The following is a 12,296-nucleotide window of genomic DNA, read 5'->3' on the forward strand; positions in this document are numbered from 1 at the left end:
GATACTTCCGAGGCCTCCAACGTGGTGTCCAACAATCGCAACGCACGATCACGAAACTCCGGCGAATACTGACGGGGCATGATTCTGATCCTCCTATAAAGATCGGAACAAAACCCGGGGTAGTTCACGCGTCGCCGAGTCAGAGGAGTACCGGACCCGCTATGACATCACCCTGGCGGCACAAGTCATCGCTGACCTGCCCGAGGGTGAGGACAGCAACACCGAGGTCCTTGATGCCTACATTCGCCGGCGCACCCCAAGCGAGATCGTCCGAGCAGGGCTGCGGTGCCTGGCCCAGACCATGAACATCGAAGTGCGCACCGCACTTCCGATCGCAGAGGCGATGACTGCGCTGCGCCGCTGCAAAGCACTGGCCACCACGCCGTCGGCTATCGACGACACACTGGCGTCGCCTTTGATCCGTGTGAATCAAGGGCGGCTGCGCTTCGGTCATGAGAAGCAAGCCCGTTTCCTGGCCGCCCAGCATCTAGTGCTGACTGCCCACGACGGTGCCGAGTTGGCCCAGCTGCTCACCCAGCCAGCGCACCACGACCTTCGCGACCACGCCATTATCTTGGAGAGCGACCCGGTTCGCCGCTACGACGCCATCCGCCAGCTCGCCGACCCTACGCTGATCGCCGCCGCCACACGCGGATCTTTCGGGATCCCCACCGCCAAGCAGGCCCAGGCCGACATCACCGAGTTGCTCATCCAAGCGACCGCTGCTGCACCGCATTCCACCTTCACCCCCAAGGATCCCGAAGCCGCATCGTTCGACGGCACCTGGCAGCACCTTCGACAATGGACCAGGACCGAGGCGGCGCTGCTGCTCGCCGCCGGACACTGTGCCTACGATGGCATGTTCCTGCCGGAGATCGGTGCGCTGATGGACGCTTTCGACACGGTGATGCGGGCCGCGATGCGCAACCTCCACAGTGCGGGCAGCCGCGTGGCGGTCAGCACCCTCGTCGCATGCACGTTTGGTCGATCCAGCCATGAAGGCACGCCGGCGGCGGGTCTGGTCGCTCGCGGCAGCGAACAGGCCCGTGTCTTCAGCGATCGAGCCGCGACGAACGTGCCGACTGCCACCTCGATGTGGCGACCCAACTCGCGTTGCTTCGGCCGACTGTATATGGCAGCACTACTGAGCCATCCGATCCGTCACGACACCGACGCGCAGAATCTGCCCGACCTTGTCGAGGCCGGTCTCGCGGTGGGCGGCTGCCACCTTCGACTGAAGCTGCTGGAGTCTGCTCTCTACGGCAGCAGCGTCCTGAAATCCGTGACGCGTCAACGCACGATCGACGTGCTGAACGGCTACGACAACGACCCACGCGACCTGGGGACCAGCTCGACTCTAATCGACGTGCTCGCCAGCTACGACCAAATCACGCCCGTCACGTCGCTGGAAGGTATACAGCGCGAGATCGCCGGTGCGCTCAGCGACGTCGACAATCCTGACCATCAGGCACTGGCTCAGGGAATCGTGGCCGGCATGTTTGAAGACGAGCGCGTACTGGGCCCCTACACCGAGGCGATAGACTCACTATCTGACGATCAGCGGTTGACCCTCTACGCGATGTCGGTGATGCGCTCCGACTACAGCTTCGCAACACCCTGGTCGATCAAGCAGCTCGCCGAGGGCGCCGACAGCACCGACGACCTCGTCGTACGCGCTTTGGCGCGATACGTCGGACCCTTACCGCGCGAGACTCTCAGTCGCTCCGAAGCCGTGGCAGCCCACCTCAACGCTCTATCGGGCTGGGCCAAGATTTCCGCCACGTTGCCGCCGGCGGAAGAGTCGGCCGACGAGTCCACCATCGCCTGGAGATTGGTCGACGAATTGCTGCTGGACCTCTTCCGTGGCGTTACCACAGTCCAACGGGCAGAAGCAGTCTGGTGTCGGCTCTCACATGAGACTCCCGGCTCGGCCGTCTCTGTTCTCCGCGACCTTTATCGCGCGAACAGCGAACTGCTCACCAGCGACCGGAATTCCCCTGTCCACCCACACCGTGCGCTCCTCGCCGCCCATCCCGACCAGATTCGCAGATTGATGGAGTGGGCACTGACCCACCGCGACGACCTGCCAGGAGAGCACGATGATTGGGATCCCATGGGCGGCACCCGCAGGTACGCCGTGCGGATGCTCGGTCTGGTAGGAACAGCCGACACCGCAGACCGGTTACGCCACCACTATGTCTACGACCCGGAACTTGGCCGCGACGCCATCGAGGCCGTCCACGCCATCGATACGCGCACTCAACAATGAGTTGAAGGATCGGCTGACCTTGAAGCGGGCTGCATATGCTTCAAAGGAGATTGTTATGTCGATGGCGGAAGTATGTACTGCCGGTCAGGTGTGAGCGCGTGAGCCGCAGGGCCTCTGGGGGCGGGCTGTATCGCAGGGCCACTTGTGAACGGATTTGTGAACGAAACCGTGCGTAACGGGGACGACCGCGTCGACACGGCGTGATATGCGAGACGCGGACTAGCAGCTGACCTGCACGTTAGCGACGTGGTGAGAAGCGCAAGACTGCAACCGGCCGGCTCATAACCCAGAGGTCGCAGGTTCGAATCCTGTCCCCGCTACTAGGTGATGTCTCAGGACATCGGAATGGCCGCGGACCTACTTTAGGTCCGCGGCTTTTTCCGTTCGGGGCCCAGGCCTCTTCGTCGGCGACCTCCTGCAGGCGCTTACTCACCTCGGGCAGCGGAATGTCGACCGCATCCGAGATGTGCCCGTCGGCGAACTCGCCGCTCAATCCGGTGATCACTGCGGTCGCCCACGTTCGAGGTCTCGATGACGGTGACGTCGACGCGCGAGTTCACAGCGACGCGATTGCGGCCCGCAGTTTGGCGGCGGCTTCGTCGGCGACCTCGCGCAGCCCCGGTTGATCCGAAACCTGGACCATGATCTGCGGGTCCATCGCGTCGACGATCACCGTGTCGTCGCCGGCCGAGGTGTCGGCGCGGACGACGACGTTGCAGGGGAGCAGCAGTCCGATCTGGCGGTCGGCGTTGACCGCACGGTGCGCCAGCGGCGGATTGCATGCGCCGAGGATCAGGTAATCCTCCATGTCCTCGCCCAGCTTCGCCTTCAGGGTGGCCTTCATGTCGATCTCGGTGAGCACACCGAAACCCTGGTCTGCCAGTGCCCTTCGAGTGCGCGCGACAGCGTCCTCGAACGTCGTGTGCAGGGTGGTGGACAGTGCGTATCCCATGGTTCCTCCGATTTGGTGGGTTCAGGCCAGAGCCAGGAACAGCTTCTCCAGCTCGGCTTCGGTCATCGGCTGCTTGCCGTCGGCTGCTTCGCCCGTCATGCACTCGCGCATCCCGGTCGCCACGATCTTGAAACCGGCGCGGTCCAGGGCCCGCGACACCGCGGCCAGTTGGGTGACCACGTCTTTGCACTCGCGGCCCTGCTCGATCATCGAGATCACTCCCGCGAGCTGACCCTGCGCCCTGCGCAGCCTGTTGAGCACCGCAGCGATCGCATCTTCGTCACCAACCATGGCGCATCTCCCTTCAACGGACGTTACTGGGGATGGTACCCGCGGGGGTATTGCCCGAACGCCTTGCGCGGCGCATCGGGGTCGACCAGTGCGGTCATGACGCGCTGCCGTCAACGAGCTGGGACACCACGCTCTGAGCGTCGCAGGAGGCGCCGCGGTTGTAGGGGAGCTTCGACAGCAGCATGCCCATTGCGCAGGTGTTGGACAGGGCCGCGAACGTCAGTCCGCCGCCGACAACGCCGGCCACCCACTTGAGCCGTGGCGCGGCGATGCTGGCCAGCACGCTGGACAGCACGATCGAGCCCGCCACCAGGCGGACCTGCCGCTCCAGGTCCCAGCGCGCGGTACCGCGGTTGACCGCGAATCCCTTGGCCTCCCAGGCCGATATCCCGCCCTCGAGGATGTGCACGTTCGACAGACCGGCGGTGCGCAGGGTCTCCTCGGCTTGCGTGGCGCGCTGGCCAGAGCGGCAGACCAGGACGACGTCCTCGTCGAGGTGCTTGACGATCTCGTCGCGGTGTTCGCGGAGCAGGTCCAACGGCACGTTGTAGGCGCCGGCGATGTGGGCGCTCTCGAACTCGCCGGGAGTGCGCACGTCGAGCACCCGGGGTGGGTTGGTGGAATCGAGCATCTGGCTCAAGTCATGGGAATCGATCATGGTGGGCGCGGTCATCGTCGTGTCCTTCTCGCAGAGTGGGGGAATACCAGATACCGGTGGGGGTATCCATGCGATCATGGTACTCATACCCCATGGGGTATAGGCAAGGCGGAATTTTTATACCCCCAGGGGTACTTGACATACCCATAGGGGTATCGGCAGTCTGGGACCCAGAAGGCCGAACCGCCGACCGAGTGAAAGGACCACCGTCATGAAGTTCATCCAGTACTACCTGGACTGCCTGTCCCATGCGTCGTATCTGATCGCCGACGAAACCACCGGGCGCGCAGTCGTCGTCGACCCGCAGCGAGACGTCGCCGAGTACCTGCGCGATGCCGAGGAGTTCGGCTACGGGATCGAGCTCGTCATCGAGACGCACTTCCACGCCGACTTCCTGTCCGGTCACCTGGAGCTGGCGAAGGCAACCGGCGCCACGATCGTGTACTCCTCGGTCGCCGAGACCGAATTCGAATCGATGGGTGTGGCCGACGGCGAGCGTTACTCGCTGGGCGACGTGACGCTGGAGTTCCGGCACACCCCCGGCCACACGCCGGAGTCGCTGAGCATCGTGGTCTACGAACACGCCGGCGACGAGATCCCCTACGGGGTGCTGACCGGTGATGCGCTGTTCATCGGCGACGTCGGCCGGCCCGACCTGCTGGCGTCGATCGGATTCACCAGGGAGGAACTCGCCGAGAAGCTCTACGACTCGCTGCACGACAAGCTGATGACGCTGCCGGACGCCACCCGGGTGTACCCGGCCCATGGTGCGGGCTCGGCCTGCGGCAAGAACCTGTCCACCGAGCTGTGGTCGACGATGGGGGAGCAGAAGGAGACCAACTACGCGCTGCGCGCCCCGGACAAGGACACCTTCATGGCGTTGGTCACCGAGGGGCAGCCGCCGGCGCCGAGCTACTTCGTCTACGACGCGATTCTCAACCGCAAGGACCGGGAACTGCTCGACGAGACCAAGATGCCGGGCGCCATGACCTACGAGCAGGTGCGTGATGCGATGGCCGGCGGCGCGATCCTGGTCGACGGACGTGGGCCCGAGGAGTTCGCGATGGGCCACCTGCGCGGCGCGATCAACATCGGGTTGGACGGCCGCTACGCCGAGTTCGCCGGATCGGTCGTCCCCGCCGATGTCGACATCGTGTTGTTCACCGAACCGGGTCAGGAGCTGGAGGCCAAGACCCGCCTCGCCCGTATCGGATTCGACCGGGTCATCGGCTATCTGGACAGCCCGTTCGAGGTGATGTTCGCCCACCAGGACGACGTTCAGATGGCGTCTCGCTTGACGGCCAGGGCGTTCGATCGACGTGCCACCGAACTGGCCGACCTGCAGGTCGTCGACGTGCGCAACCCGGGTGAGGTTGCTGCCGGAACCATCCCGGACGCGATCGCGATCCCGGTGGGCCAGTTGCCCGCCCGGATGGGCGAATTGGATCCGGCCAGGCCGACCGTCGTGTACTGCGCCGGCGGTTACCGTTCCTCGGTGGCGGCAAGCGTGTTGCGTCGCAACGGTTTCACCGACGTGAGTGACATCCTGGGCGGCTTCGGCGCCTGGGAGGAATCACACCAGAACGTCTGAGCGACAGGAAGAATCATGATCACCGACAAGCATCAGATCGTCATCGTCGGCGGTGGCACCGCCGGAATCTCGGTGGCGGCCCGCCTGCTGCGCAAAGGCCACTCCGATGTGGCGGTCATCGAACCGTCCGACGTGCACTACTACCAGCCGCTGTGGACGCTCGTCGGCGGGGGCCAGGCGAAAGCGTCGACGACCGCGCGTCCCGAGACTTCGGTGATGCCGGCGGGCGCCACCTGGATCAAGAAGGCCGCGGCGACGGTCGACCCCGACGCCAACACGGTCACCTGCGCCGACGGAGCGGCCTACGAGTACGACGTGCTCGTGGTCTGCCCCGGCATCCAGCTGGACTGGAACCGCACCGAAGGGTTGGCAGACGCTCTCGGCAAGGACGGGGTGTCATCGAACTACCGGTTCGACCTGGCACCGCGAACCTGGGAGTTCATCCGCGGTCTGCGATCGGGCACGGCGGTGTTCGCGATGCCGTCCGGCCCGATCAAGTGCGCCGGGGCTCCGCAGAAGATCGCCTACCTGGCCAGCGACTACTGGCGCAAACAGGGCGTGCTCTCCGACATCGACGTGCATCTGGTGGTGCCGACACCGCGATTGTTCGGCATCCCGGCGATCGCCGACACACTCGACACGATCGCCGCGGACTACGGCATCACCGTCCACACCAACGCCGAGGTGACCTCGATCGACGCGGCCGCGCACAAGGCGGGCGTCACCCACACCGGGGAGGGTGGGGCCCAGACGCTGCTGCCCTACGACGTCCTCCACACCGTCCCGCGGCAGTCGGCACCGGACTGGATCAAGTCCAGCCCGCTGTCGACCGGCGACGCAGGGGGGTACGTCGAGATCGACAAACACACGATGCAGCACGTTCGCCATCCCAACGTCTTCAGCCTCGGCGATGCCGGGTCGTCCCCGAACTCCAAGACCGGGGCCGCGATCCGCAAGCAGGCACCGGTGGTGGTCGACAACGTCGATGCGCTGCTGAACGGCCGTCCGCTGACCTCCTCCTACGACGGCTACGGGTCATGTCCGATCGTGACGTCCTCGCACGCGATGCTGCTGGCGGAATTCGACTACGACCTCAACCTCACCCCGTCGCTTCCGTTGCTCGACCCGACCAAGCCGCACCGCGGCTACTGGTACCTGAAGAAGTACGGGTTGCCGTTCATGTACTGGAACCTGATGTTGAAAGGACTGGCCTGAGATGGTCACCAAAAACCTGACCTACGATGACTTCGAGGCCGCTCACCCCCACGTCGAGGTGACGACGAGCGCGACGACGCAGAGCAGCACGACCACCGCGGTGACGCCGTAGGCGACGGTGCCTGCCGCGCGCAAGCGATACCGGCCCATCATCCGAGCATCGCGTGCGACGCCGATGATGACGACCATCAGGGGCAGGAGCAGAACGGCGTTGAGGACCTGGGTGGCGACGAGGATCGTCACCAGTGGCGCGCCGGGAATCATGACGATCAGCGCCCCCAGCACGGTGACGGCGCCGAAGGTGAGGTAGAACGTCTTCGCCTGTCGGAAGGGATCATTGAGTGCGGCCTCGACTCCGGCGTACTCGCACACCGAGTACGCGGTCGACAGCGGCAGGATGGCTGCGGCGAGGATGGCCGCGCCGACCAGGCCGGCCCCGAAGAGCGTCGATGCGAGGTCACCGGCGAGCGGTTGCAGCGCAAGGGCGGCGTCGGCGGCATCGGTGATGGAGCGTCCGTCGCGGTGCAGTGTGGCGGCACAGGCAACGACGACGAAGAAGCCGACGACGCCCGTCAGCAGTGCTCCGGTCACCACGTCGATGCGTTCGAAGCGCAGATCTTCGATGCGCAGCTTCTTGTCGACGGCGTAGGACTGGATGAACGACAGACCCCACGGGGCGAGTGTGGTTCCCACGGTGGCGGTGACGATCGCGACGGCTGCGCCGTCGACGGGCATCGTCGGAACGAGCAGCCCTCGGGTGGCCGCACCCCAGTCGGGATCGGCCAGGATGCCCGAGGCGATGTAGGCGAGGAACACCGTCGACAACACCAGCAGGAAGTGCTCGACCCGGTGAAAGCTGCCGCGCAGCACCAACACCGAGACGAGCAGGGCGGCGGCTGGGACGCTGACGTATCGGCTGACCCCGAACAGCTCGAAACCCGCGGCGATGCCGGCGAACTCGGCGCACGTCGTGCCGACGTTGGCGGTGACGAGCGCGACCAGGGCGGCGCCACCGATACGCACCCCGTAACGCTGGCGCACCAAGCCGATCAGTCCCTGACCGGTGACGATCCCCATGCGAGCCGCCAGGGTGTGGAACATGACCAGGGCGAGCGTCGAGAGCAGCAGGACCCACAGCAGCTGGTATCCGTAGTCGGCGCCGAGGACCGAGTACGTGGTGATGCCGGCGGGATCGTCGTCGGAGAGACCGGCGAGCAACCCGGGCCCGGTGACGGCGACCAGCGCACCGATCGCCCACCGCCTGCGCGTGGTGACCGCCACGCTCAGCGCACCCCGCGCCGGCGACGGGGCCAGACACCCGAGCGCAGCAGGTGCCGCCGCACCCTGGGCGCGCGGGACAGTACGCGTGCCCAGTGTCGGGAATGGTCGATCGGCATCGTGACGACGACGTCGGCGGCCTTGTCCGGGGTCAGGGCGCGCAGCATCCGTTCCGCATCGGCGGGGTCGCTCGCGCGGATGACGTCGGCGGCCACCGCGGCGTCCTTGGCGGCGAGCACATCGGCTGCCGGGCCCGTCGCCAGCCTCGCGACCAACGCCGCCAGGGCGCGGGCGTCCAACCGGTGGATCGCCGAACGCGGTGTCGCGAGTTGCACGGTGTGCCCGCGGTCCGACAGCAGGTGCAGATCGGTGAAGGCGATGGCATCACCACGGACGCCCTTGGCCACCCAGGCCAAGCCGAGGCGTCGCAGCACGGCGTCGAACCCGACCTCGACGCCGACGACCTCCAGGCGGCCATCGTGGCGACGGGTGAGGACGACGTCGGCCACCCGTGTGACCCGCTGCCCGGCGACGTCGACGACCTGGGCATCGAGGACGTCCCGCACCAGCAAGATCGCGTCTGCGGCCAGGGATTCGGCCGCCAGTGACGGCAGACGAGAAGCGTCCCCGGTCATGCGGACGTGGCGGGGGTGACCCAGGTCGACGGCCCCGCCGGGCACCAGAGCCGGCGCCCGGTGGGGGCGCGAGAGCACCACCGAGTCCACCACGGGCAGGCCTGCGTCGCCGCTGGGGCGGGCGACCACGTCGGCGATGCGTCCGACGACGCCGCCGTCCGCGCCCAGCACCCTTCGGCGCATCAGTGTGCTGAGGAGCAACACGTCAGCCACGCACCGTCGACGTCGGGATCATCGGAGGGCCTCCTCCCGCGGAATCGAGGGTGCCTCACCCCTCTGCGACGTCAGGGTACGACTGCGACGTCAGGGTACGACTCGTTGGCGTCCGGTCTCGCCCAATGACGCCTTCGTAGGGTGGACCCGGGAAGGAGCGCAGTCTCGTGGTGACGCTGGATCGGCTGGTCAACGTGCTCGGTGGGTACGGGGTGCGGTTGCGCGCGTGCACGGTGTCGCGCGAGGCCGAACTCAGCAGTGTGGTGCTGCCCGAGACCATCGCGGATCGCGGGGTGGTCACCGGCGACGTGCTGCTGGCCGTGGGCGCGCAGGACGTCGCCGAGGCGGTGCGGTGGGCGGTGGCGGCGGGGGCGTCGGCGGTCTTGGTGCGCGGCCGCGACGACGAGTTCGCGTTCCCCGACACCGACGCTGCGATCGCCGTGCTGACCGTGGATCCCGAGGTGTCCTGGAGCGAGCTGACCGCGGTGGTGTTCGGGCTGGTGCTGGAGGGGCGTGAGACCGAGTCCGGCCGGGGGCCCACCGACCTGTTCGCCCTGGCCGACAGCGTGGCCGCTGCGGTCGGTGCGGCGGTGACCATCGAGGACGGGCACTCGCAGGTACTGGCGTACTCGCGGCTGCAGCAGCACGCCGACGCGGCACGGGTGCAGACCATCATGGGCAGGCAGGCGCCCGAGGGCGTGCGTGCGCTGCTCGAGCGCCGCGGGGTGTTCGACCACCTGGCCCGCTCCGACGATCCGCTGTTCGTCGCCGGCGACGACGCGCACGGGCTGACGGGCCGGATGGTCGCGGCGGCGCGAGCGGGTCGTCGGCTCCTCGGGTCGGTGTGGGTGGCCACTCCGCAGCCGCTCTCCGGCGCGCGACTGGCGGCGCTCGCCGAGGCCGCGGGCACGGTCGCGGTGCACCTGTTGCGCTCCCGCGCCAGCGCCGATCTGGAACGTCAGGTCGAGTCGGATCTGGTGGCGCGCTTGGTCGAGGGCACTGCGGACGCGGTCACCGCGGCCAGCCGTCTGGGACTACCGCCCGACGGCCTGCGGGTCATCGCCGTGCACGCGCGCGCCGGCGCCGACCGCGACGCGGCGCTGCTGCTGCTGTTCGACCGGGCCACCTCGGGTTTCGGCTGGTCGCGTCCCGGTCGCAGCGCGCTCTTGGGCAACACGGTCTACACCGTGCTGCCCGCCGTCGAGCCGGTGGCCGCGCGCGGCTGGATCGACGCCCTGGGCTCGGCGTTGCCGGATCAGACCACGCTCGCCGCAGGCGTGAGCGGGCTCGCCGCCGCCGCCGAGGTGTCCCTGGCCCGCCTCGAAGCCGAGGAGTGCCTGGCCCTGCACGAGGCGCGCTCCTCGCGCGGTCGCCCACCGGCGTACGACGAGGACTGGCACGAGGTGCTGCTGCAGCGGCTGCGTACGGCCGCAGGCACCGCGCGCATCCCCACTCGCGGGCCGATGGCAGACCTGCGACGCCATGACCGGCTGCACGGCACCCAGTACGTGGCGACGCTGCGGGCGTGGCTGGAGGCTGCGGGGGACCAGTCCGTGGCGGCCTCCCGGCTCGGCGTCCACGCCAACACCGTGCGCTACCGGCTGCGGGGCATGGCCGGGATCACCGCTCTCGACCTCGACGATCCACGCGTGCGGGTCGCGACCATGATCGACCTCGCCGTGTTCGACGACGCCGACCCGCGGCTCGACTGACACCCGGCGACCTGTCGCCGAGCGACAACCGGGACCGCTCCGATTGTCGTCCGAGGACAACCGGGGTGTGGGCCGGGCTGGTCATGCTGGAGGCGTCCCCACAACCTCGGAGGTGCGCCATGACCGAACGATTCGACGGCGGCCCGCGATCGGTCATCGTCGTCGGTGCCGGCATCGTGGGTCTGTCCACTGCGTGGTTCCTGCAGGAGCGGGGCGTCGAGGTCACCGTCCTCGACCGCGCCGGTGCGGCCGCGGGCGCCTCGTGGGGCAACGCCGGCTGGGTGGCGCCGGCCCTGACCGTGCCGCTCAACGAACCGGGCGTGCTGCGCTACGGCCTGCGCTCGCTGCGCGACCCCAATGCGCCGCTGCACATTCCGTGGACGCTCGACGCCTCGTTGGCGTCGTTCCTGCTGCGCTTCGCGCTCAACTGCCGGCCGTCGTCGTGGCGGCGCGCCGTGTCCGCCAACCTGCCGCTCAACGACGAGTGCGTCGAGGCGTTCGACGTGCTCGTCGGCAACGGCGTCGACGCTCCCGTGACCGACGCGCCCGTCACCGCGCTGTTCCGCACCGCGCGCGACGCCGAGCACCTGCTCGACGAACTCCGCAGGATGCAGGACGCCGGCCAGGACATCGCGGTCACCACGCTGTCGGGAGACGCTCTGCGCGAACGGGTTCCGTTGGCCTCCCCGGTGCTGACCGCCGGCCTCGACATCGGTGGTCAGCGGTACCTGGACCCAGGGCGTTTCGTGCACGCCCTGGCCGCCGCGGTGCAACGGCGCGGCGGGGCACTGCTCGAGCACGAGGTCGTCGGGGTGCGTCCGTCCAACCGGGGCGGGGTGCAGGTGCTGTGCCGCGACGACCCGGCCCCGGCGGTCGCCGACGCCGCGGTGATCGCCACCGGCGCGTGGCTGCCCCGGCTCACCGCCCGCCGGCGCCTGCGAGTCCCGGTGCACGCCGGACGTGGTTACTCCTTCACGGTGCCCGTCGACCGACCCGTGCCCGGGCCGCTCTACCTCCCCGACATCCGCGTGGCGTGCACGCCGTACCGCGGCGCGCTGCGCGTCGCGGGAACCATGGAGTTCCGCGGGCCCGACGCGCCGCAGGTCCCGCGGCGCGTGCAGGCGATCGTCGACTCCACCGCACCACTGCTCGACGGCGTGCGGTGGCAGGAGCGCAGCGACGTCTGGGTGGGACCCCGACCGGTCACCCCCGACGGGCGCGCGCTGATCGGTTCCATCGACCCCAGCGTGTACGTCGCCGGCGGACATGGCATGTGGGGACTGGCCCATGGTCCGATCACCGGACGACTGCTGGCCGAGCAGATCACCACCGGCAAACAGCCCGCCGCCCTGCGGCCGTTCGACCCCACTCGCTGACCGCCACGCCATCGGGTGCGCCCGACCCCCGGGTCGGGCCCTGCGAGTCGTCAGGGGCGGAGACGTTCCCGCCCCTGACGACGACCCGACGACCCGGTGACCCGAC

General features: G+C 68.2%; 10 protein-coding genes. 5 read left to right on the forward strand and 5 right to left on the reverse strand.

What is annotated here, in order from left to right; translation table 11 throughout:
* Nucleotides 1–301 precede the first annotated feature (301 nt).
* Nucleotides 302–2,269: a hypothetical protein gene (locus tag AC30CM_RS09980; protein WP_490116701.1), complete on the forward strand. Its 1,968-nt coding sequence runs from the start codon at nt 302–304 to the stop codon at nt 2,267–2,269.
* Nucleotides 2,270–2,825: 556 nt separating this feature from the next.
* Here AC30CM_RS09980 and AC30CM_RS09985 read toward each other — a convergent pair.
* From AC30CM_RS09985 to AC30CM_RS09995, 3 genes are all read right to left on the reverse strand, one after another.
* The gene (locus AC30CM_RS09985) at nt 2,826–3,221 is read right to left on the reverse strand and encodes a DUF302 domain-containing protein (protein ID WP_490116702.1); all 396 of its coding nucleotides are present in this window, start codon (nt 3,219–3,221) and stop codon (nt 2,826–2,828) included.
* A 21-nt stretch (nt 3,222–3,242) separates the two neighbouring features.
* Nucleotides 3,243–3,512, reverse strand: coding sequence for a metal-sensitive transcriptional regulator (locus tag AC30CM_RS09990; RefSeq protein ID WP_068916848.1), 270 nt, complete (start codon nt 3,510–3,512; stop codon nt 3,243–3,245).
* 94 nt (nt 3,513–3,606) lie between these two features.
* Entirely contained in the window at nt 3,607–4,185 is a 579-nt protein-coding gene (locus AC30CM_RS09995) for a rhodanese-like domain-containing protein (protein WP_490116703.1), read from the reverse strand.
* Between the two features lie 196 nt (nt 4,186–4,381).
* Here AC30CM_RS09995 and AC30CM_RS10000 point away from each other — a divergent pair, with 196 nt between their 5' ends.
* Nucleotides 4,382–5,761 (forward strand): MBL fold metallo-hydrolase, encoded by a 1,380-nt coding sequence (locus tag AC30CM_RS10000; RefSeq protein WP_490116704.1) that lies wholly within the window; start codon nt 4,382–4,384, stop codon nt 5,759–5,761.
* Nucleotides 5,762–5,776: 15 nt separating this feature from the next.
* The gene (locus tag AC30CM_RS10005; protein ID WP_490116705.1) at nt 5,777–6,976 is read left to right on the forward strand and encodes an NAD(P)/FAD-dependent oxidoreductase; all 1,200 of its coding nucleotides are present in this window, start codon (nt 5,777–5,779) and stop codon (nt 6,974–6,976) included.
* A 42-nt stretch (nt 6,977–7,018) separates the two neighbouring features.
* Here AC30CM_RS10005 and AC30CM_RS10010 read toward each other — a convergent pair whose 3' ends face one another.
* Nucleotides 7,019–8,257: an NRAMP family divalent metal transporter gene (locus AC30CM_RS10010; RefSeq protein ID WP_490116706.1), complete on the reverse strand. Its 1,239-nt coding sequence runs from the start codon at nt 8,255–8,257 to the stop codon at nt 7,019–7,021.
* Between the two features lie 2 nt (nt 8,258–8,259).
* Nucleotides 8,260–9,102: a magnesium transporter MgtE N-terminal domain-containing protein gene (locus AC30CM_RS10015; protein ID WP_490116707.1), complete on the reverse strand. Its 843-nt coding sequence runs from the start codon at nt 9,100–9,102 to the stop codon at nt 8,260–8,262.
* Nucleotides 9,103–9,269: 167 nt separating this feature from the next.
* On the opposite strand from AC30CM_RS10015, the gene AC30CM_RS10020 reads away from it, so the two are divergent.
* Together AC30CM_RS10020 and AC30CM_RS10025 are read left to right on the forward strand one after the other, a co-directional pair.
* Nucleotides 9,270–10,814, forward strand: a complete 1,545-nt coding sequence (locus AC30CM_RS10020; RefSeq protein WP_490116708.1) for a PucR family transcriptional regulator — start codon at nt 9,270–9,272, stop codon at nt 10,812–10,814.
* Nucleotides 10,815–10,933: 119 nt separating this feature from the next.
* Nucleotides 10,934–12,190 carry an NAD(P)/FAD-dependent oxidoreductase gene (locus AC30CM_RS10025; protein WP_490116709.1) on the forward strand — a complete coding sequence of 419 codons (1,257 nt, stop codon included), beginning with the start codon at nt 10,934–10,936 and terminating at the stop codon, nt 12,188–12,190.
* Nucleotides 12,191–12,296: the final 106 nt, after the last annotated feature.

Source organism: Mycobacterium sp. DHQP2018-32-09, assembly GCF_058148405.1.